The organism is Bacillus sp. DX3.1 (genome assembly GCF_030292155.1).
GTDB lineage: Bacteria > Bacillota > Bacilli > Bacillales > Bacillaceae_G > Bacillus_A.
Genome location: NZ_CP128161.1, coordinates 54535 through 76439 on the forward strand (window position 1 = coordinate 54535; position 21905 = coordinate 76439).

General features: G+C 33.5%; 16 protein-coding genes, 3 pseudogenes and 1 CRISPR repeat array. Of the genes and pseudogenes, 15 read left to right on the forward strand and 4 right to left on the reverse strand.

The window, feature by feature from the left end:
* Window positions 1-164 precede the first annotated feature (164 nt).
* A complete protein-coding gene (locus QRE67_RS28320) occupies window positions 165-3161 on the reverse strand; it encodes a Tn3 family transposase (protein WP_286125675.1) in 2997 nt (998 codons plus the stop codon).
* An 826-nt stretch (window positions 3162-3987) separates the two neighbouring features.
* Here QRE67_RS28320 and cas6 point away from each other — a divergent pair.
* From cas6 to QRE67_RS28380, 12 genes are all read left to right on the forward strand, one after another.
* Window positions 3988-4707: a CRISPR-associated endoribonuclease Cas6 gene (cas6, locus tag QRE67_RS28325; protein WP_286125676.1), complete on the forward strand. Its 720-nt coding sequence runs from the start codon at window positions 3988-3990 to the stop codon at window positions 4705-4707.
* Entirely contained in the window at window positions 4704-6395 is a 1692-nt protein-coding gene (gene cas8a1, locus QRE67_RS28330) for a type I-B CRISPR-associated protein Cas8b1/Cst1 (RefSeq protein WP_286125677.1), read from the forward strand. Before cas6 ends, cas8a1 begins: the two co-directional genes overlap by 4 nt.
* Entirely contained in the window at window positions 6395-7312 is a 918-nt protein-coding gene (cas7i, locus tag QRE67_RS28335) for a type I-B CRISPR-associated protein Cas7/Cst2/DevR (RefSeq protein ID WP_286125678.1), read from the forward strand. The genes cas8a1 and cas7i overlap by 1 nt, the downstream gene beginning before the upstream one ends.
* Window positions 7302-7973: a type I-B CRISPR-associated protein Cas5b gene (cas5b, locus tag QRE67_RS28340; RefSeq protein WP_286125679.1), complete on the forward strand. Its 672-nt coding sequence runs from the start codon at window positions 7302-7304 to the stop codon at window positions 7971-7973. Before cas7i ends, cas5b begins: the two co-directional genes overlap by 11 nt.
* A gap of 32 nt (window positions 7974-8005) precedes the next feature.
* Window positions 8006-10201 carry a CRISPR-associated helicase Cas3' gene (gene cas3, locus QRE67_RS28345; RefSeq protein WP_286125680.1) on the forward strand — a complete coding sequence of 732 codons (2196 nt, stop codon included), beginning with the start codon at window positions 8006-8008 and terminating at the stop codon, window positions 10199-10201.
* A 173-nt stretch (window positions 10202-10374) separates the two neighbouring features.
* Window positions 10375-10926: direct repeats of the CRISPR family, unit length 29 nt; unit sequence GTTTTATCTGAACTATGTGGGATATAAAG.
* Window positions 10927-11431: 505 nt separating this feature from the next.
* On the forward strand, window positions 11432-12055 hold the full coding sequence (locus QRE67_RS28350) for a recombinase family protein (protein ID WP_286125682.1): 624 nt from the start codon (window positions 11432-11434) through the stop codon (window positions 12053-12055).
* 558 nt (window positions 12056-12613) lie between these two features.
* Complete coding sequence (locus QRE67_RS28355; RefSeq protein ID WP_286125683.1) at window positions 12614-12967, forward strand: hypothetical protein; 354 nt, start codon at window positions 12614-12616, stop codon at window positions 12965-12967.
* A gap of 311 nt (window positions 12968-13278) precedes the next feature.
* The gene (locus QRE67_RS28360; protein ID WP_286125684.1) at window positions 13279-14115 is read left to right on the forward strand and encodes an HAD-IIB family hydrolase; all 837 of its coding nucleotides are present in this window, start codon (window positions 13279-13281) and stop codon (window positions 14113-14115) included.
* Between the two features lie 269 nt (window positions 14116-14384).
* Window positions 14385-14927: a tubby C-terminal domain-like protein gene (locus QRE67_RS28365; RefSeq protein ID WP_286125685.1), complete on the forward strand. Its 543-nt coding sequence runs from the start codon at window positions 14385-14387 to the stop codon at window positions 14925-14927.
* Window positions 14928-15275: 348 nt separating this feature from the next.
* Window positions 15276-16061 carry a GNAT family N-acetyltransferase gene (locus QRE67_RS28370; RefSeq protein ID WP_286125686.1) on the forward strand — a complete coding sequence of 262 codons (786 nt, stop codon included), beginning with the start codon at window positions 15276-15278 and terminating at the stop codon, window positions 16059-16061.
* 246 nt (window positions 16062-16307) lie between these two features.
* On the forward strand, window positions 16308-17258 hold the full coding sequence (locus QRE67_RS28375; RefSeq protein ID WP_286125687.1) for a tyrosine-type recombinase/integrase: 951 nt from the start codon (window positions 16308-16310) through the stop codon (window positions 17256-17258).
* 211 nt (window positions 17259-17469) lie between these two features.
* Window positions 17470-17664 (forward strand): hypothetical protein, encoded by a 195-nt coding sequence (locus QRE67_RS28380; protein WP_286125688.1) that lies wholly within the window; start codon window positions 17470-17472, stop codon window positions 17662-17664.
* A gap of 17 nt (window positions 17665-17681) precedes the next feature.
* Here QRE67_RS28380 and QRE67_RS29040 read toward each other — a convergent pair.
* Together QRE67_RS29040 and QRE67_RS28385 are read right to left on the reverse strand one after the other, a co-directional pair.
* Window positions 17682-17822 (reverse strand): annotated as a pseudogene (locus QRE67_RS29040) (transposase); the annotation flags it as partial.
* Window positions 17823-17902: 80 nt separating this feature from the next.
* A complete protein-coding gene (locus tag QRE67_RS28385) occupies window positions 17903-18094 on the reverse strand; it encodes a hypothetical protein (RefSeq protein ID WP_286125689.1) in 192 nt (63 codons plus the stop codon).
* Window positions 18095-18471: 377 nt separating this feature from the next.
* On the opposite strand from QRE67_RS28385, the gene QRE67_RS28390 reads away from it, so the two are divergent.
* Both QRE67_RS28390 and QRE67_RS28395 read left to right on the forward strand, forming a co-directional pair.
* Window positions 18472-19338 carry a recombinase family protein gene (locus tag QRE67_RS28390; RefSeq protein ID WP_286125690.1) on the forward strand — a complete coding sequence of 289 codons (867 nt, stop codon included), beginning with the start codon at window positions 18472-18474 and terminating at the stop codon, window positions 19336-19338.
* Between the two features lie 73 nt (window positions 19339-19411).
* A pseudogene (locus QRE67_RS28395) lies at window positions 19412-20008 on the forward strand (Rpn family recombination-promoting nuclease/putative transposase); the annotation flags it as partial.
* 124 nt (window positions 20009-20132) lie between these two features.
* Here QRE67_RS28395 and QRE67_RS28400 read toward each other — a convergent pair.
* A complete protein-coding gene (locus QRE67_RS28400; protein WP_286125691.1) occupies window positions 20133-21311 on the reverse strand; it encodes an IS110 family RNA-guided transposase in 1179 nt (392 codons plus the stop codon).
* Between the two features lie 260 nt (window positions 21312-21571).
* Between QRE67_RS28400 and QRE67_RS28405 the strand changes: the two are divergent.
* Window positions 21572-21883: pseudogene (locus tag QRE67_RS28405) on the forward strand (Rpn family recombination-promoting nuclease/putative transposase); the annotation flags it as partial.
* Window positions 21884-21905 lie beyond the last annotated feature (22 nt).

A 21905-nucleotide genomic window follows, 5' to 3' on the forward strand; every position in this document is an offset into this window, starting at 1 on the left:
TGAATGATTATATTGTTATGGTAAAGAACTACTTTTTTTGTATTTCATTAAAGGGCGGCTTTTCCGCAGAAAGGAATGCACTCTTTTCAGTGTTCATTGCTAAACCCAGCTAATATCATGACGAGACATTAGCTGGGTTTAGTAACCGATCAAAATAATGAAAACTACGACACTTTCAACTTAATAGGTATTCGCTGATCCATATCGAGTTCAAAAGTTCCGTATGGATTGACATGATGATAAAATAAAGGTGTTAATCCCCTAAAATCTTCTGGAGTCATTTTCTTCAACCAATATTGGTTATTGTCATAAAGCACTTCTTGTACCATTAATGTATTCATATAGACTAGGCAATTTTGCAGCAATTGAAGTGATAAGGCAGACACCTCTTGATCTTCTATCGAATTGGAACGAATTTCACTGTTTTTTCCATAGAAAATATAGGTATTAACCGAGTTCCATTGTTCCACTGTATTTAATCCTTCATGGATCTCCCTACGAATCTCTTCATAGTGTAAATAATCACATAAAAAGATTGTTTTAATCGCTTTTCCTAATTCACATAAAGCCTGATAGGTTGGATGTTTCGTATCCCTTGTAAATCGCTTTAATATGGATTCGGCAGAAGCAGTACCTAACCGTAGAGCAGTTGCAAACTTAATGATTTGTTCATACTGTTGCCGAATAAGATCCCAGTTAATCGGTCTACTTAAAGCCTGTTGCAGGTGAGGATATTCCTCATTCATGCCGGCTTCTGGACGATATAGCTTTTGAGACCCGATATTTTTAAAGCGTGGCATTAGTTTAAAACCAAGTAGATGACAAAAAGCAAAAGCAACGACACTTTGTCCATGTGTGTCGACATAATTTCTGTCAACTTCCATGTCCGTACAGTGGCGAAGAACCCCTTCCATCATTGCTGCCACTTCCGAAGAAAGGCAGGACTTAAGCTGAGAATAAATACAAGCTGACTTACGATCTGTATGCCAATAGATCATGACTCCATGTTTCTTATAACGAGGATGCCATTCAGAAAGCAGGTTCTGATCCCAAGAGCCAAAATGTTTTGAATCGGAAGCACATGCAGTGGTAGCTTCTCCCCATACCTCTTTCATTCGATTGTAGATGATATGGTTGGTAACCTCTGCGTTGGCTTTTCGCAAATGATCCTTATGAATAAATTTTTGGCGTATATACCGAAGTTCCCGATAACTATCTAGGTGGTTTCCAGCAGAAACTGTTTTCAAACCTGTATTCGTTCCTAATCCAAATAAACTTAGAAGAAGCCGTCGTTGGACGGTTTCTCGATCTAAAATCTCTCGGCTGGCTGTGGTTTTAAAGTGTTTGGTAAACTCCGTGTGAAAATCTGTTTCTTTTAGTAAGTCCAATAGGTTAATGTCTGCCCAACGGTTCTTAATCTCCTGTTTAAGCATCGTCACATGTGGAGGTTCTGGTTGCTTTTCGAGTGGAGTAACTCTAATCCACCCCTTGTTATTTTTAGAAGTAATCGCTACTTTTTCGTTACTTTGATCGCCTAGCCCTTGATTCAATAAATAGAGTTTATCTTTCATCAACTGTATAATATCTTTGATAAAAGGCTCTACATCAAGAGGAGCTTTCAGTGCTTGAAAATATTCTTCCTTGTGCTCATCAAAATCTTGAGGGAGATCTTCATCCGGGTTTCGATATCGATCAGCACCCTCAATCCAAATTTCTTTACAACGAAGTCGAGTTCGAAGCGATTGTATGACAGCAATTTCATAATTGATTCGATTTACTCTTTCAATCCCTTTGCTGTCTGTCTCGACAATGACATCTTTCCATTTTGGCTGAATTACGCCTTCAATGGGAACTTCATCTCCAGCAGCAAAATAACGCTGCCCACTTTCCCCATACTCTCGAATAAGTTGGATGGCCTCAATAATCGGCTGATGAAATTGATTATTTGAGCGAAAAGTAAGGTTGTTTAAAATTTTAGAAAGAGACTTCCGATAATGCCCTTGGTAAGAAGAATGCATTTTTGTATAGATTTTTTCTTTGTACTCCCGGTTATTTTTTGTCATGTCCTTAATAATATCTCGAATCATATCAGAGCTAACAATAGGAAATAAAGTATCTTGAATGACCCCTTCTGGGTGATCTACGGTTGCTTTTAATAAATTGACAATATGTTTATTTTTTCCTTGGACTCTTTCTAATTCTTCTACTGCTTCTTTTCGGGTTGTATTTTTGGCCTTATTTCCGAATTTAAGCGTAATTTCATCCAATAAATCAGCTAAAAAATCAATGACTTCCTCATGACGATGCGAAAATAAAATGGCAAGAAGGGTATAGCGAATGGGTGCAGGGTGTGCACGCAATTCCGTTACGGTTTCTGTAGCTGCACGAAGTCGATATTTCTTTACTAATTTCGGAGTCAAATGATGAAATAATCTTGGAGGAATGTGTAGATGCCGAATCGCTAACAATTTTTTAACTTCCATTTCCATGGTGTTTACACTTGGTTTGCTAGGAGAAGATAAAAGTTGACGAAAAGTTAAAATATCTGATTCCTTTTCCTTATGAAACTCTTCTTCAAAACCTTCTGCTGATACCTCATCAGCAAAAGATTCCAGTAACGCATCTAATCTTGAACAAGTCCTAGGAGACAGCTGCTGATAAGTCGATTTATACATATTCTTTTCAAAAGTATCAATGGAAGAATCGATCATTCGCTTTAAACTTCCATTTGAGGGAGGTTCGACTTTCCACTTACGAAACAGACTGTATGCCTGATTTTTTAAATAGTCAGTATCATGTGTAAAGTGAACTTGTTCGTTTAACCAATCTGTCAAAAGATCGTTGTCCTTTGCCGTAAGCTCTCTAAAACCGAAGAATTCCCTAATTTGCTTTCGATGGTAAGTAAAATTTCTTTCCTCTGCTCCCCAACGATATTCCTCAAAGAGCGTTGGAGATAATCCCAATTGATGTGCTATAAATTCAATGACCACTTTGGGAATATCCTGTTTTTTTGCTGGAAATCGTACCTCTTGTTGAAAGTACTTTAATAATACTGTAAAGCCTAAACGACTTGCCCCTGTTTTATTTCCAATCAGCTTTCTTTCAATTGGTACTACGGCAAAATGTTCTAGAAGCTCATCCTCATTCCAATTTCGTTTCATAAATCCTCTTCCCCTAATCTAAAGTAATTACTAATTTGAGTGTAATCTATTGATTAGAGGATGAAAACAATACTTTGCGGTCTAGAGCAGCTACCCTGTCACTAAGCCTTTTAGGGGATTTGGGCAAAAAACACCCATATTTATATCCCACATAGTTCAGATAAAACTTTGCCGCCACTACCGTAGTCAATTCCCATAACAGTGTTTATATCCCACCACGTTTTGATAAAACTCAATAATCTCATCTAGAAACGGTGACACACCTTCGTTTATATCCCACATAGTTCAGATAAAACTAATACTTTTTATTACCTGTTTAGTTTTTATTAGTTTCTTTATATCCCACATAGTTCAGATAAAACAGGTACTTATGGTGGACCAGATCATATTTCTCACGTCTTTATATCCCACATAGTTCAGATAAAACATCATTCGGATTGAACAAACCACCGTTTGCATAGTGCTTTATATCCCACATAGTTCAGATAAAACCCTATCTATATACAGGTGATACACCTTATGATATCAACGTTTTACCATGTGTATCAACCAGTATTTTGCAGCGAACCATTGATTGTGTTTTTGTATTCTCTAAAAAAACGCTTAAAGACCTTGTCATATCAAGGTTTTCTGCATTTTTTATAAAAACGAGATTCACTGCAAAATTACGGAAGTACCACATGATTTTTATCTTTACTATATGGGATCAAGAAAAAACCATTTCTTTGCACAGAAAGGGTTTTTCCATTTATTTCTGCGGATTTATTGAATCTTAATTTTCGAATACATTATAATAATACTATATTAAAGATTAAGGAGGAAAATGATGAGATTGAAAGTAAGCTTTACTTGCAAAGTAATTCCTCTCTCGTATCGTTTTATGTTTGTGAGTTTTATCAAAGAAGCTCTAAAAGCATCAAACGCAGTATATGCAGAGAACCTATATGTCTTTGAGAATAAACCGAATAAAAAAAGCAAGAATTTTACGTTTTCCGTTTATCTTAAAGACTATGTTTTAGAAAATGATGAATTCCTCCTCCAGAACGGATTGGACTGGATTATTAGTTCACCTGATCCTGAATTCATTTCTTACTTAGTAGATGGTTTAAACGAAATTAAAGATTTTCAGTACAAAGGATACAAGCTACAGAAGAAGAGCATATCTCTACTACCGGAAGTCAAAGTGAAAAGTGATACGGTAGTATTCCGCACCCTTTCCCCTATTTTTATTAAAGACAGAGATGGGAAACCTCTTGCTCCGACAGAAGAAGGCTATGAAGAGAGTTTCAATTACATTTGTGATATGACTTTGCGTAATTATCATGGAGAAGGCTTGAAAAAACCTTTACAATTTATACCCATGAATTTAACCAAACAAGTTGTAAAAGAAAGATTTGAAAATATCCCAAATTACCGGCACTTTGAAGTTTATAAAGGGACATTCTTGTTAAAAGGAAACAAAGAAGACTTAGAAATCCTTCGTCAAATCGGCACATCCTTCAAAAAGTCACAAGGGTACGGCTGCGTGTCTGTGGAGTACCAATGATTCGGTTATATTTAGAAGATTGGGCTACGAACACCGGTATTTTGGGGTTTTATCGTATTTTAGAGCATGCTGAAACAGATTTATTTGAAACCGAAGAGACATATCTAGATTTTGATCCAAAATTGCTTCACGACTTTCCGAAATGGTTTTTCAATTATGCTTTTGATATATTTTCTGTTGCAAATGAAAAAGAAAATAGGATGAATACTTATCTAACATACTCTACATCCAACTTTAAACGTTTTAAAGACTTTATCTTTGCTGATATTAAAAGTACAGAGAATAAGTTGAATAAACGTTTGCCAATTGAAAGTGGAACCTTAAAAGAGCTGTTTAGCAGAAAAAAAGATGTATCAACCATTGAAGAATTAAAAACAATTACCAAAGATTACCTGAAGCTGTTAAAGCAAGATCAAGTAAATGAAGTGCTAACATTAAATATGATTCGGTTTCGTTTAGGAGAACTGCATGGTCAAACAAGTTTTTTACAAAGATCACGCAGTACCCTAAATCGTTCAGAACATGAAGAATTCCTTACAAGAGACTTCGTTCAACCTATTTTACTAGAACAAGAGATTCTTGCTGTTCTTCAACCTTCTAACAGCCTTAACGAAGCAATAGAAGGCTTAAACAAAGTGATACAGCAATCTGATGATGAAGATTTTAGAAAGTTAGCGAAACAAACAATTACGAAACTGAAGAAGGATGAATTACTGTATTGTCCTGTTATCGAGGGACAATTTGCTCTTACCGATTACACGGAATCGGTATTTCTTCCGAATGCAGTCAGTTTAGCAAATGCAACGAATTACACGTGGAATAATCAAAAAACGTTTCCTATATCCAATCTGTATCGGTTGATTATGTTTTGTTCCATTTTTGGACTTTATAAAGACGGGGAAACCTATTCATTTATTCAAGCTGATGAGGATTTTGATACACTAGCGGAAATAAATGATTTATTTGTCACCAATAAAAAGCAAAACAATCCTTTTGAGGTGTTTTTATACGACACATTAAAAGAAGCCAAAGATAAAGTAAATTGGATTTCTAAAAATATGTTAATTGTTGAATTCCAAAATAGTGGAAAAAAGACTACTCTTACACAAAACTTTTTATCCGAGCATGCCATTCAATATCTTCAAGAGCGTGGAGGAAAAGAGCTCGATCATATTAAATATCCACCGTTCCGGAACGTGATTCTACGTAAATTATTAAATGGAGATCAATTTTTCCGTGACATTACTAACCAATTGAGGAAAAACGTAGATAACAACTATTCCAGTCATGATACGTATGCAGCCACTTTGGCTATGTTTCATTTAAATAGAATAAAGGAGTGTTATGGCATGTCTAACGAAACACGAGAAGCTCAATATGAATCTATGCAAAAGAGAATCCAGTATGCGCTAAGGGATGGACGCGAAGTACGTAGAAGACTTACTGAACGTAGAATGGAGAATAAGATTCCGGGCATTACTTACCGTCTGTTAAATGCCTTAACTACCAATAACCGTCAGCAATTCTTTGAAACATTATTCCGCACCTTTTTATTAGTGGAAAAGAACACTTCTATGTATGTGGATGCTACAAGGGAACATAGTAATGAATTTGAAGGTATTGCAAGTGCTTTACTATCCGGATTAAATGACAAACCCTATAAAAAAGAAGTGGAGGAAGCAAACTAATGGCTGGATTAACATTAACGATCGTATTTCAAGGAGATTCATTAAATTATGGAGAAGGAATCGGTAACATCTCGGAATTAAAGAAATTTAATCGTGGAAATGGAGATGTTCATACATTTGCTTCACGGCAAGCTATACGATACGATATGATTCGTTTAGGAGCCGAGCGTTATGGTTGGAACTTGGATACAGTTGGCCGTGACAAAGGTGAAGGGGAAGGAAAAAGTAAAAGCGTAGTCCAATATTCTCCTAGTGCTACCATTCAAGATTCAGAAGAAATGGATTTATTTGGTTACATGAAAACTGTAAAAGGTGATATGGGGAACAAACGCCCAGCTAGTGTTCGTTTGTCTCATGCCGTTTCTCTTGAACCGTACCGAGGAGACTTAGAATTTTTAACAAATTTAGGACATGCTTCACGTATTAACGAAAACCCAAATATCGCAACATCTGAGCGGCATACAAGCTTATATTCTTATACCATTACTATTGATTTAGATAGAATTGGTGTAGATGGAGAAATTGAATTACCACCTGAAGAAAAGGCAAAACGTATCAAAGAATTCTTAGAAATTGTATTTTCCTTAAATCGTAATATCCGCGGGCGACAAGAAGATTTATCCCCTTTGTTTGTAATTGGGGGTCTGTATGCTATTAATCAACCGTATTTCTTAGGACGTACACAATTACTTTCGACAAAACGTGAATATCGTTTGAATTCTATTATGCTGCAAGAAATTTTAGAACGTCGCAGTATGGGACGGACTGTACAAGAACAAACGCATGTTGGTCTGTTATCTGGTGTTTTCGCCAATGAAGAAGAGTTGCGAAATCTTGTTTCAAGCGACTCAACCCATACGATTCAAAGTATGCTAGATTATCTATTACAGCAAGTGGAGAATTATTATGTTGGCTAATACAGCGTTACGAATAGAGTTATATCAACAAACCGCTTGTTACAAGAAGCCAATGGCACAAAAGGCAAAGGAAACCTATTCTCTTCCACCGTACAGTACCGTAAAGGGGTTCCTTCATTATGTTCTAGGTGCAAATGAATTAATTCCAATGGAAATCAGTATCCAAGGTACTCACGAAGGAAAGCTGTTTGATTTGCAAACACATCATTTTTACAAGTCAAAAGAAGTTACAACAATGCCCATGCATGTTCATATGCTAAAAGAAATCTCCCTTATTTTCCATGTACGTACAGAACAAGGTGTATTGGAACAATTACAAACAGCATTAAAAAATATCAATGAAGCACCAAGCCTTGGTCGACGTGAAGATTTAGCGGTCATTGAAGACGTGAAAATAGTAACGTTGAAAGAAAGACATACAAAAGAAATCATTACACTCAAAAATGATATCTATATACCACGTCATTGCATTGTTGATCGCCTTGATTATATGAATTATAAAGGAATTTCATATCGTTTGAATACGGTATATCAAGTGAAACAAGGAATTCGTACTTGGGAGACGGTTCAAACGCAGTTCTTCCGTAAAGGAGAAGGGTTAAATTCACCTCAGTATATGGAAGATGAAGATGGACATATTGTATTTTTCCATGCCTTATGAGTAGGCATGGATTTTTTTCAGGAGGAAAAGACATGGAAGATTTCATTTACGCAAAGTGGGATCAACAAACAGGAGAATTTGAAACATTACAAGAACACACAGGGCGGGTATTAGAAAATTTATCTTTACTAAAACACTCGTATGGAGCTCTTTTGTCAGAAGAGATCTGGCAACTTGCACAAGTAGCTGCACAATACCACGATGCAGGAAAGATTTATGAGGGATTTCAACAATTTATTAAACTCAATATGGGGTTATCTCCTTTAACAAAACAAGAAATTGAAAAAAAATATCCTAATGTTCCTCATGCTTTTATTTCCTTACTTTGTGTTCCATTCTTAAAATTACATTATTCCCAAAGTACAGAACGGGTTGTAAAAGAGGCAATTGCACATCATCATGTACGAAACGTAATGTTTGATGCACAAATACTAAATGCAGTTTTACCAGATTTAAAAGGGAAAATAGACCGTTTGGAGCAAGAATTGTGCTGTTCTGTTAATAAAGATCTTGATACTACAACTATAGGTTGGAAACCAATAAAAAAAAAGGATAAAGAATATCCTCTTCTTGTGCTTGTAAAGGGACTTTTAAACCGTGTAGATCATTCAGCTTCTGCAGGAGAACTTGTAGAATATCATGCAGACAAAGAGGTTGGGACTTATGTCAATGAATTCCTAAAAAAGAATGGTCATAAACCACGAAATCTACAACTCTTTACTTACGAGAATCGAAACAAGAATATTGTGGCTGTTGCACAAACTGGTATGGGAAAAACAGAAGCTTCTTTATTTTGGATTGATGAAGCTAAAGGTTTTATTACGCTTCCTATCCGTGTAAGTTTAAATGCCTTGTATGAGCGTATAACAAATGGAATGGGATATGTAGATGAAGAGGGGCAAGCGATTGCTGGATTGCTACACAGTGGTAGCGTGGATTTTCTACAGACATTAAACAACGATTACGAAACCAATGAACTTATCTATGAACAGTCTCGTTTATTGAGTAAAAAGTTAACATTTAGCACAATTGATCAAATTTTGAAGTTTCCATTTTTATTTCGAGGGTATGAGAAGTACTTGGCCACAATGGCGTACTCTAAGATAGTTTTAGATGAAATACAAGGTTATTCTCCGAAAATCTTAGCTGTTATACTCAAAGCATTGGAAATGATTCACCAGATAGGCGGCAAATTTATGATTATGACCGCTACACTTCCTACTGTTTTTATGGAAACAATGGAGAAACGAAGCAAAATCAAGGTAAGTGATTTTGTAAAAGGGGAGTTCTATAATGACTTAATTCGTCACCGCATATCTATACGCAAAACAAAGATCGATGAGGATTTAGAACATATTCGTGAAGCTGGACGAAATAAACGTGTATTGATTATTGCTAATACCGTAAAAGAAGCAAAACGTATATACGGGTTGTTTAATAATGAAAATGTAAGGTTGTTGCACACGCAATTTATTCAAAAGGATCGTGCTGTTTTAGAAGAAGAAATTAAGAAATTCGCACCAAACGATAAAAACCGTGAAAAACAAAGTGGCATTTGGATTGCCACACAGCTTGTAGAAGCTTCATTAGATATTGATTTTGATTTGTTATTTACTGAAATCTCTACATTAGATAGCTTATTTCAGCGTTTAGGTCGTTGTTATCGCGGAAGAGAGTATAAGGACACAGAACCTAATGTTTTTGTTTATGCAGAAGCAGAAGGGATAGGGACCGTTTATGATGAGGATATTGTAAATAACGGTTTAAAACTTTTAGAACCCTTTAATGAACAAAAACTACATGAAAAAACAAAAATGGAGCTTGTCGAAGCATTATATAAAACAGAAAACCTAAGTAAAAAATACTTAGACGAATTCTATCAAGCTTTAAAGATATTAGATAAACTTCCACTAAACGATATGGGAAATACAGAAGCACAAAGGTTGCTGCGTGATATTGATAATTATCAAGTTATTCCCTGTTCTGTATATGCAGAGAATCGTGCGCTATTTACTACATTTAAACAGGAAAAAGATTCGAAGCAGCGAAAATTATTACGAATGCAAATCGAAAAGCTTACAACCTCTATTTCTAGAAAACAGGTTCAACGATACGGAATCGAAACGAAGGAAATTGATATTCCCGGACTTCAATACATTCACATTTTAAATTGTAAGTACGATTTTGATAAAGAAAAGATAACAGGAACAGGAATTGTACTTCCGTAATTTTACAGTGAATCTCCTTTTTATAAAAAATGCAGAAAGCCTTGATATGACAAGGTCTTTAAGCGTTTTTTTAGAGAATACAAAAACACGATCGATGGTTCACTGCAAAATGCTGGTTGATACACATGGTAAAAAGTTGATATCATAAGATGTATCACCTATATATAGATAGGGTTTTATCTGAACTATGTGGGATATAAAGTAGTTAACCGCATACTTCATAATCATTTCATCCATGCGTTTTATCTGAACTATGTGGGATATAAAGAACATTTGTCTTAATTCAGTTAAAGGGAAGATACGAGTTTTATCTGAACTATGTGGGATATAAAGCATGTATGGCAAGTATCTTGTAACTTCTCGTCTCGGTTTTATCTGAACTATGTGGGATATAAAGAATGAAATGAACGTACTTAACATGTAAAACTCCCCCGTTTTATCTGGACTATGTGGGATATAAAGCACGCTAGTATCATTATTGACTTCGACAAAGTTAGGGTTTTATCTGAACTATGTGGGATATAAAGTTAGAGAAGAAGAGACAACCGAAACGAACCGCGACACGTTTTATCTGAACTATGTGGGATATAAAGTTCTTAAACAGTGTCCATTGAGATATATCTGTAATAGGTTTTATCTGAACTATGTGGGATATAAAGGAAAGAAGAAGGATTTGAGCAGAGTCAAAGAGTTTGGGTTTTATCTGAACTATATGGGATAGCACCACATCACTATCAAGTTAATAAAATTAGTTATCCCAAAACGAGAAAATTGACACCTTTAGGTTAAAAATGTGGTAAATTCTCGTTTTGGGGTATTTTAAAATTTTAGCTTGATGGGCATGGGTGCAGCCTAGTATAATGCCATACAAAAAACACCCTTATCAAATAAGGGTGTTTTTTGTGTTGTATGAAGGTACAACATGAGAATACATTTGATAATACATTCTCGGCTCATATTAAGTATATTCACTTATTCCCTTTTGTTCAAGAACGGATATTTTCAACAAGTAGAACTGACTCATCTGAATTTTTCCATTTTAAACTTTATTAAATCAGAATCCATTTTTGACTTCTGATTTGTATCGTTCCAAAAGGTATACCTTTACGGACAGGTGTAAAACCATAGAAAACCATGTCTAAAAAGGTTGTTTTTATATTTTACAGACATCTTTAAATGATACACACCTTTACAGATACATTTGATATAATTATCAGTGAGGTGCATTTTATGAAATATAAAAAATTTGGATATGTGCGAGTTTCCAGTAAAGATCAAAATGAAGAACGTCAAATTCAGAATATGAAAACGCTTGGGATAGGGGAACGAGATATTTTTGTTGATAAACAATCTGGCAGTAATATGAAACGTGAAAATTACCAGATGTTAAAACGTATTATCCGTACAGGCGATACCATCGTATTTGATTCTTTAACACGACTTGGTCGAAGTATGAATGATGTATTAGAAGAATTCAGGTATTATGAAAAACATCAAATTAATTTACAATTTATTAAAGAGCCCTTCATCAATGTGAATTACACTGGCGAGAGTACAAATGATGTGATTCAAATCGCGGTTCAGAAAGCTACTCTCACTATTCTATCTGCTTTTGCGGAAAAAGAGAGACAAGATATTAAGCAACGTCAAGCTGAAGGGATTGCCGTGGCAAAAAAGAAAGGTAAACATTTAGGTCGTCCACCTGTTGAAATCACTGAGGAATTTATTGCGAGCTATAAAGAATGGAAATCAGGATCTCTTACAGCTGTAGCGGCAATGGAAAAGTCTGGGGTTAAGCGATCATCATTTTATAAACTTGCAAAGAAATATGAAAAAAATCTGAAGGGTAAATAACTAATTTATTGAAAAACTCATTCAATTAATGTTATAATAAGATATATAGTATATCTATTAAACTTATGTAAAGTAACTCAACCTTGCTCTATGAAAGTTTACCGCAAAAAAGTCAACTCAAACTAGGAGTTGACTTTTTTATTTTCTTTTCAATTATTTGTTAGGCTAGTTTTATTTATAAAATAAGACATCAATAAGATGTTTTTTTGTTCAGGTGTGTTAATACTTCTTTATTTATAGGGGTACCCATATTAGTAATTTTTCAAGGTTGTTAGCAAAAATTTGATCAAACTTTAATTTAAGTCAACAAATTTCTCAACAAAAGATATTAGACATATACGTTATAACATATGTCTATATAGATATTATTAAAATTAAAGTGATTTCAAGTCAGAGAGAGGTACTCATTTGAGTGTCTTTTATTTTGTCAAACAAATTCAGCTAAAAAAGTGTATTCTTTCTGTGTTTGCGACATACAAAATACAGCAAAATTGGCATTCTTCATTTGATATCCTAAGTTGGTGACTAACCGGATAGTGAATGAGGAGGAATTCTTTCATGTTAAAACGATTTTCTACACTTATTATTTTTGGAGCATTACTTATATGCTTAACTTCTTGTACATCAAATGATAAAAAAGTCTCAGCAGAAAATAAGGCTACATATACCACTCAAGATTTGCAAGAAGCATTTCCTATCGGAATGCCACTGGATAAGTACATAAGCAAAAAAAATGAGATGCATATTGAACATCCTACTAGCATTCCGCTTCCGAACGGAAATGTAGGCAGGGTACTACAAGCCAAAAACGGATTTATCATTATTTGTGGTGATGAAAAAGAAATTTTTGATGTGAAAACATTCAAAACAATGGACGATGTAAAAAATTACGAAAAGAGTTTAAAAAAATAAAACATCTGTATTCATTTACTTTGTATTTTGTCAAAAAATGATGTTATAGAGGTAGAACAATAAAAAAGCTGGAATTTCTTCCAATAACTTGCTCCTTTAGTTGAAAAAATAAATTAAAGAACTTTATTGTCACACAACACGAGTAGTTATTAGAAAAATAAAACTACCGATAATAGTGCGTTATGTTAACCGAGCATGTATATGGTATACATTGTTTCTTGTTCAATTAACTGGCAGTTTAGTTATATAAGTAATTGGATATTTATAGTAAGATGAAGGTGAATGAGAGAAGAATTTATGGAGGTTACTCTATGGACTACAATCTTTTTAGAACTTTACCAGAAATACCAAATCCTAAGTACATTGTATTTAGTGATTTTGATGAAACGTACTTTCCTCACCAATTAACCGCCGAACGAAAAAGTCAAATACAAGCACTAGAACAGACTATCGTAGAAAAAAGTAGGGTTTCTGGTTTACTTTTTGGCTTGGTAACGGGTAGTAACATTGAGGCTGTTCTTGAAAAAATGAAGAAGGGTGGATTTCAGTATCTTCCTCATTTTATTGCAAGTGATTTGGGAACAGAAATTCATTATTTCAACAGGTTAAAACAAGGTGAAATTGATAAAGAATGGCTTAGCAGGTTTGATAATGGCAATTACCATCCTGATAAAATAAAAGAGATAGTTGATTTGTTAGCTTCTAAAAATATTGCTTTAGATAGCCAATCACAGATGGGTGCATCAAAATACAAAAGCAATTACTACTATTTCTGCAAGAATGAAAAGGACGATCAATTAAACCTTAACCATATTAGACAAGTTGCTAGTGATTTTAAGATTAGTATAAACATCAATCAATGTAATCCTTTGGCTGGAGACCCAGAGAATGCATATGATATTGATTTTATCCCTTTAGGGACTGGAAAAGACGAGATTGTGAGATATATATTAGCAAAATTTAAGATAGACCGACAAAATGCAATTGCCTTCGGTGATAGTGGTAATGACTTAAAAATGTTACAGGCTGTAAAATTCGGTTATTTACTTGAGAATGCTACAAGTGAGGCAAAAAATGGACATGGGCGTTTAACCATAGGTTCTTATTCAGAAGGGATACTTAACACCATTAAAGAACTAGTTGTGTAGTAGTGATTGAAACCATTTTTTATAAGTTTTTAAATTAAATGGTCTTTGTTTGTGAAGCAAACGGATGCTAATGTTAAATAAACAAGATACATTGACTTCCGCTAACGGGAATTATGTAAATACGAAACCCCTTCAGCAAGCAAACTGAAGGGGTTTTTTCTAGATACATTGAATACCGGTAAGTGAGGTTATGTTAACAAAGGACAGCTATAAAGCAGTTCTTTTCTTATGTTATAATATTCAAAAACTTTATATGCAAATATTAAGAGGTGATTATTTTGTATTATTATAAATGGAGAAGTTTTTCTTCGGTTAAACCAACACAAATATATGATGAGAACAACAATATAATAGGTACAATAAAAAAAACGTATAGCAATCAGTTTATAAGGATAATAGATTTAATATTATTCAAAGGGACGTATTTTTTGGAATATATGATATATGATTCTAAAGAGAATTTACAATTAAAAGCGAAAAAGGATATAGATTTTCGAAAAAGAACACAATTTTTTCTTAACTATTATGCTGAAACAGAAGAATATCAAATACATTTGATTGATAAAAAGACCTTTGATTTTGGTGAAATAACTACATTTGAATTTGCAGGAGAAATGTATGAATTAAATCAAAGACCTTTTGAATGGGCAAAAATAACCAATTTAAATACTAATTTGATTATTGCAGAATGGAAAGAGCCTATTAAGCCTCCTTTTAATATTATTTTTAAATTATTAGAGGAATCTTATAAAGATAAAGTTTTATTATTGATAGGTATATTCCATTCATATTTACATGCTGCGGGGCATTAAATTTAAAAACATTATTATATATCCGATTTGTTTTTTCTTTGAGTGAGTTGCTTATCAATACTATATTCTTTTTTGTTAATGTGTGTTTTAATCTTTTTATTTACAGTGTTTTGAATGTATACTTTTATAGTCATTTTTGAGGGGAATAGGTAAGTTGCGATAAAGTCAATAAAATCAAGAGAATGAATGTAAACTAATATGTAACAGTTTACATTCATTTTTTTCTTGAAAATATTTTTTGAAGGGTATGAGATATATTTTAACTAAAAAACTGAAAATTAAAATATTTAAATGTATAATAAAGTACAGAAGATATTGAAGAAAAAAATAGAGAAGAGGGAATATCGTATGACTAGTTTAAAAAATGTTCTTGAGCTTGATTTTGCATATCTTGAAACCTTTACTAGCCGAATAGAGAAATCATGGGGTTCTATATTTTGTAATGAAAGTAATCCATATTATTATGATGCAAATCATGCACATGTAAGTGTAGTAAGTTTAAATCCACAAATGATAGTAGATGAAGTAGTTCATTTCTATAAGACTAAAAATATAGTACCTAGATTTTATATATACAACTTAGATATGCAAGAAAAACTGATTTCTGAATTACAAATAAAGAATTTTGGATTTGAAGAATTAATAAGTCCAGTCCAATTATGGAATAAGAAATTAACTAAAAAAGATAAAAATGAAAAAGTTACTATTGAAAAGGTATCTGAATTAAATTTTGAAGAAGCTTTAGATATTGAATGTAATATAAAAGAGTTAGGAGGCGAAGTTAGAAAAAAAGCTTTTCAAGATGAATTCCAACATCCAGCATTCACTCACTATCTACTTAGATACAATGGAGTAGCATGTTCCATCGCTTGTATTTTTGAACATGAAAAACAGGCCCGAATGGAAAGTGTAGCTACAATTGAAAAGTTTAGAGGTAAAGGGTTAATAGGTGAACTTATTCACTTTATTCAAAGTGAAGTAATGAATAGAGGACTAGATAATCTTTGGGTGATCCCAATTAACGAAACAGTAGAAAAAGTGTATGAAAAGTATGGATTTGAAACAGTAGAAAAAATTAAAACGGGACATGCGTTTTTAGAAGGAAAAAGCATTAAAGAAATTCACGAAGGATAGAAAAAATTAATTTATTTTGCTAAAGATAATTATTAAGCTAACAAGTGTATTGAAAGTAAACTTCTATACTTTAGTTTACATTAAAAAAGAAAGGCACTCTAATGAGTGCTGGACTCCCATCCACTTACCATTTTACCATATTTATCTATGTTGTTTATTGAGAAAATGGGAATACACTAAATCGCCACTTCTAATGTATGTATTAAAATTTGATATACTAAAAGAAAAAATTAGGATGATAAAGGTATGCCAACAAAAGAATTTCAAGATACAATACAAAATTTTTCTTCATTTTTATTGAATAAAGGTCGAAAACCTTCCACAATTAAACGATACGTCTATGATCTTGAAGATTTTGGTCATTGGTTGCAAAAATCTAAAAAACTCCCTACACGCAATATATGGACGACGCTTGGTACAAAGGATTATGAAGCGTATTTCTATGATTTAAAACAGCAACGACAGTACTCTGATAAAACAATGCATCGTGTCTATATTGTCTTAAATAGAATGTATCAGTATTTACAACTGCCAAATCCGTTAGAAGAGATGCAATTTAGTATTCAACCCAATCGTGCGTCACGTGATGGAGACTTTATCTCAAAAGAGGAAGAAAAAAGGTTAAAGTATATTTTAACTTCATTAGAAGAATTAACGGAAAAACAACGTTCTGTTCGTCCAGTACTTATGGATCGCAACATTTCTATTGTACATTTACTCATCAATAATGGATTATCCTTACAGGAACTTGTAAGTTTACAGATGAAGCACGTTCATTTTGAAAACAATACAATCTCAGTACCAAAAATAGTGGGTATAGAAAGAACAATCCTTTTAACTGATGATGATAAAAAACGATTGTTTAACTATTATAAAATCATTCCTGAACCTGTTCGTCCTAAATATCATAGTAATGATCCCTTATTCGTAGCCTTCGATTTTACTCGGAATACTTATCGTTGGTCATATGAAAACGATGCACCGAAAGCCCTAACAGAGATTGCTGTTCAAAAGATGATTCGACTTGAAGTTGCTCGAGCAAATTTACGTAAAGGGATCTCAGCGCAACACTTACGGAACACGTTCATTTTAAGACTTATTGAGCATCATGTTTCAGAGGAAGAAATTATAAAACAAGTAGGCTTTAAATCTAAACTTTCGTTAAAAAGATATTGTGATTACATCAATCAAAAATAACGGAGGAAGACAACGTGGAAAGAAATGAGAAACAGGAAATACAGTACATAAGAGTGTACACATTAAAGGATAAAAGTACAAAATCCATTAAAGTTGCGTCCTGGCGAACTTTTAAAGATGAAATGAGAGTTCTAGGTATAAAGGAATCAGATATTTTTCAAATTCAGTTAATAGAAAAGCAATAAGAGAAAAATGAAGGGAGTATGTTGCAATGAATAAAGGAGATGCTATTTTACGGTTACTTATGGAAATGAAGTTTGAAATAAAAGAAGTAAAAGAACAAATGGAACAGATGCAAAAATCTCTGGAAAACATAGAGAAACAAAGCCTAACTAAACAAAGTGAAACCTCTTCGACTGTTTCTAAGGAAAATCGTGATTGGAAATATCCTTGTAAAATGAAATGAAAAGAAGAACCTTAATTTTAAGGGTTCTTCTTTTCAAGTTTTTCTTCTAATGTTTTTTTGTCTTCATTATTGGATGTTTGTACGTCCCATTCGCTTTCTATTTTTCGAAACCATTTACCGATTTTGCTTAAATAAAGTCTTTTTACTTCCCTATATGGGGTTCTCATTTTCTTCGTTTTGGGGAACTACCAATTTCTTAGCTTGATGGCGATGTTGCCGTGCCCCATTTATCCTCACATTATTTATTTCTTTGTTTCCATACCCCATTCTCTTTACGATAAGTGTTCTTGCCATTCATAAAGTCAGCTGTATTGCCAGGAATGCTATATTTCTTATTCTTTTTCTTAGTCTCCTTCTTCAACCGCTTCTCTTCTTGAACAGTTTGTAAATCCGCCTTCCATTGCTTTAACAAAACCTTTTCTCTTCGCATCGAATTTATACCCCTTAGTTTAAATTACCCACCAAAGGTAAAAATTCTATTTTTTAACACAAATATCCTTTTATTTGAATATTAAATGTTTCCGTATCCCTCTTCAATAGACCAAGACAATATTAATATTTTAGGAAGGAGTACCGCCCACATTTTCACGAAAATATACGCTAAGCAAATTCGACATAAAAAAACGTTGAATTTAATACTCTAAGCAATATCACTAATCTCAAAAACGATGGTTTTTGATAAATACAAAATGAACAAAATTTAGGCCTTATAAATCGCTTAACTACGTTATCAAAACTATTGTCAAAATCAAATTAACTTTAACGACCCTTTATGATAAAATTATCGTGTAAAGGTTAGGTGATTTTGTGAATTCATACATTTATGGTTATGCAAGGGTAAGTACCCAACAACAAGATTTGATTCGTCAACTAGACATGCTTCAAAATTATAACTGTACTGAAATTTTAACTGAAAAAATAACAGGTACGAAAAGTGATCGTCCAGAGCTTACTCGATTAAAAGATAAAATTAGACCTGGTGATACATTAGTTATAGAAAGCTTTTCTAGATTAGGAAGAAGTACCAAAGATTTAATTGAACTTGTTGATTTTTTTGAGAATAAGGGAGTTAAGCTAATTAGTATCAAAGAACAATTTGATACTAATACACCTCAAGGAAAATTGATGTTAACAGTATTTCAAGCATTCAGCCAGTTTGAAAGAGACTTGATTGCTCAACGAACACAAGAAGGACTTGTAAGTGCAAGAGCAAGAGGAAGAGTTGGTGGGCGTCCTCGTGTTAAAGATACCTATATTCAAAAGGCATTAAACTTATATAAATCAGAGCAATATAGCATACAAGAAATTGTAAACATGACAGGTATTAGTCAAGCTACGCTCTACCGATACATACGAAAAAATAAGCAAACCGAAAAGGACGAACAAGCTAAAGAACTAACAGCCACCATCCGTATGTTGTTACGTGTGGAAAATAATAATAAATTTGTGCGAGGAAAGGGGAAAGTTCAAAAGAATATCGAATCCTTTCTCATATCACAATACAATATGGAACAACGTTCAGGAGAATATATATTTTATGTTCCTTACAACACAATTTCAGATTTAGAAAAAAAGGTAGATAGCATAATTCGTGAAATTGATTTTGAAGCGGATTTACAAAACTGTTTTACGGAGTTAGATGTGTACTGTGATGAATTGGAGCTACAATGGTAAAAGTATCATTTGCTTATATAGAGAGTTCAATTATAAAATAATAATAAGAAAAAAAGACAGGGAGAGGAAACCCATGTCCACAAAATTAGTAAATTTACGAATTGATTTTGCTTTTAAACAGTTATTCGGCACAAAAGGGAATGAAGAGATATTAACCGGATTTCTAAACGCCATCTTAGAAGAGTCTTTAGATGTACCTATTACATCTCTACAACTAGAAGATCCTCATCTTCATAAATCTTATGAAGATGATAAGTTATCAATATTAGACTTATTAGCAACACTAGATAATGGGACGCAAGTAAACATAGAAATTCAGCTTCGGAATACACATGATATGGTAAAGCGATCTTTATATTATTGGAGTAAACTCTATACGTCCCAAATGCAAGAAGGGATGCCGTATCGTTCCCTTCGGAAAACCATTACCATTAACTTATTAGATTTTATATTATTCTCCCAGGATGATTCATTTCACACCATAGGACAATTATGGAATCCCAAAAAGCAACAGATACTAAGTGATGATATTGAAATTCATTTTGTGGAAATTCCAAAATTGGTCAAACAATGGCATGAAGAAAAAGTAAATCCATGGGAAAATACATTTGTTCGTTGGATGTTATTACTACCAGCACATGAAGATGAACATTTAACTCAAACATTGGAGACCAACTATGAAAAGTCAATAAAATATGACTATTTTTTAAAGAATATTTCAGAGAAAATGAAAGCATGCTAAATAAACCTTAAGTAAGGTTTATTTTTGAATATAGATATATAACGTGTACAGCTTAACTAGGGATCTGATACGCTTTGTTATTTTTTAAAACTGCATATATGATATAACATAATTTTCTAGCTACAGCCCCTATACAAACAAGGTAGTGCTTTCCTTGACTTCGTTTCTTGTTGTAGAATTCTTTTAATACAGGATCGCTCCATGCTGCTGTTATAGCTGCTTGAAAGATGGCTCGTCGGAGATGAGAAGAACCTCTTTTAGAGATAGAACCGCGAGTTGCTTCATATTGACCAGACTGTGAAATGGAAGCATCTAAGCCAGCATATGCTACTAATTTAGAGGGTTTGCTAAATCGATGGATATCGCCAATTTCTCCTAAAATGGTAGCGCCTAAAATAGAGCCAATCCCAGGAATAGTCGTAATAGGACTGTTTGCGTCAATTAAAAGTTGTTTCATTTTTACTTCACATTGCTTTACTTGCTCTTCGATAAATTTGATCTGTTCCATCAAAATTTTTAATTGAAATGAAAAAGCATCCTTACAAAATGTAATTCCAAAGCTTTGAGATGCGAGTTCTTTTAATTGTTTTGCTGTGTCTATACCTAATTGTTTACGACTACATATTTCAATGAGGTATGTTAAATCATCGATAGAAACTTCTTCATAGTCACTAGGAGATGTGTATTCCATTAATACTTTAGACGAAGTAGTTCCAAATATATCTGAGAATACCGTATGGTATTCTGGAAATGTTTGATCCAGTACTGCAATGGCTTGTCTTTTCAGGTCACTCATATTACTTATCAAAGAGTTTCTAAACCGGCTGAGTTGTTTTAATGCAATCATTTTTTCATTGACAAGAGGTGTTTCCATAAAACGACCAAATCGAATGACATCAGCGATGAGAGTGGCATCAATCTTATCTGTTTTTCTTTTGCGAATTTCTGTTCCTTTACGCCATGCATTTGTTTGAATAGGATTTAATACAATCACAGAGAAATTATGTTTAAGGAGAAAAGAATAGATAGCTAACCAATAGTGGCCAGTCGCTTCCATTCCTATTAGTATTTCTGATGGTGAATCCGTATATTGAAAAATCCAGTTTAATAACGCTTGTCCACCCTGCACATCGTTTGGAAATGAAATAGGTTTGGCAATTAGCTTTCCAGTATCATCAATGATAGAAGCATCATGCTTATGTTTTGCAATATCAATACCTAAATAATACATTGAAATCACTCCTATTTAAAATTTAGATAGTGTCTTCCTCTATTCTAATAAGCGCTACTACCTCGTAAGAGATTCGAAGAATAACTGTAAGTCACCAACATCCAACTCATTCGTAAACAGCTTATTAGAAAGAGGCGCCATTCTCCAATACGAACACAAAGGTCCAAGGCGATTGTCGGCGACTCTCTATCTAATTCATTTTCGCATTCCATACAAGTATGGATGCGAGGCGGTTTATAGGTATAACCCTTTTTAAAAACCTAACTACATCATACGAGGAGATTGCAATGAATCAAGATCCAATTTTACAAAAGGCAATGAATAAATGGGAAAATATGAGCCATGACTCCTCATTCCGAACAGCTTATGAAGCTCGTGAGAAGTTACTTCTAGATGAACAAGCTAAATTAGCACATGCTCGAGAAGAGGGCTTAGAGGAAGGCATTGAAAAAGGTATTGAGAAAGGGAAAATTCAATTAATTCGTGGTATGCATAAAAATGGTATGCCATTAGAAGACATTGCGAAATTCACTGGTCTAAGTACAGAAGAAATACGAAAACTACTATTATAATACGTACTATTACAAAAGCTTT

What these genes read in the sequence shown, in the direction of transcription:
- cas7i (WP_286125678.1), top strand. Translation starts at nt 6,395, where the DNA reads ATGGCTGGATTAACATTAACGATCGTATTTCAAGGAGATTCATTAAAT.
- QRE67_RS28355 (WP_286125683.1), top strand. Translation starts at nt 12,614, where the DNA reads ATGTTAAAACGATTTTCTACACTTATTATTTTTGGAGCATTACTTATA.
- QRE67_RS28350 (WP_286125682.1), top strand. Translation starts at nt 11,432, where the DNA reads ATGAAATATAAAAAATTTGGATATGTGCGAGTTTCCAGTAAAGATCAA.
- cas3 (WP_286125680.1), top strand. Translation starts at nt 8,006, where the DNA reads ATGGAAGATTTCATTTACGCAAAGTGGGATCAACAAACAGGAGAATTT.
- cas5b (WP_286125679.1), top strand. Translation starts at nt 7,302, where the DNA reads ATGTTGGCTAATACAGCGTTACGAATAGAGTTATATCAACAAACCGCT.
- QRE67_RS28380 (WP_286125688.1), top strand. Translation starts at nt 17,470, where the DNA reads ATGAATAAAGGAGATGCTATTTTACGGTTACTTATGGAAATGAAGTTT.
- QRE67_RS28375 (WP_286125687.1), top strand. Translation starts at nt 16,308, where the DNA reads ATGCCAACAAAAGAATTTCAAGATACAATACAAAATTTTTCTTCATTT.
- cas6 (WP_286125676.1), top strand. Translation starts at nt 3,988, where the DNA reads ATGAGATTGAAAGTAAGCTTTACTTGCAAAGTAATTCCTCTCTCGTAT.
- cas8a1 (WP_286125677.1), top strand. Translation starts at nt 4,704, where the DNA reads ATGATTCGGTTATATTTAGAAGATTGGGCTACGAACACCGGTATTTTG.
- QRE67_RS28400 (WP_286125691.1), bottom strand. Translation starts at nt 21,311, where the DNA reads ATGTATTATTTAGGTATTGATATTGCAAAACATAAGCATGATGCTTCT.
- QRE67_RS28370 (WP_286125686.1), top strand. Translation starts at nt 15,276, where the DNA reads ATGACTAGTTTAAAAAATGTTCTTGAGCTTGATTTTGCATATCTTGAA.
- QRE67_RS28385 (WP_286125689.1), bottom strand. Translation starts at nt 18,094, where the DNA reads ATGCGAAGAGAAAAGGTTTTGTTAAAGCAATGGAAGGCGGATTTACAA.
- QRE67_RS28320 (WP_286125675.1), bottom strand. Translation starts at nt 3,161, where the DNA reads ATGAAACGAAATTGGAATGAGGATGAGCTTCTAGAACATTTTGCCGTA.
- QRE67_RS28360 (WP_286125684.1), top strand. Translation starts at nt 13,279, where the DNA reads ATGGACTACAATCTTTTTAGAACTTTACCAGAAATACCAAATCCTAAG.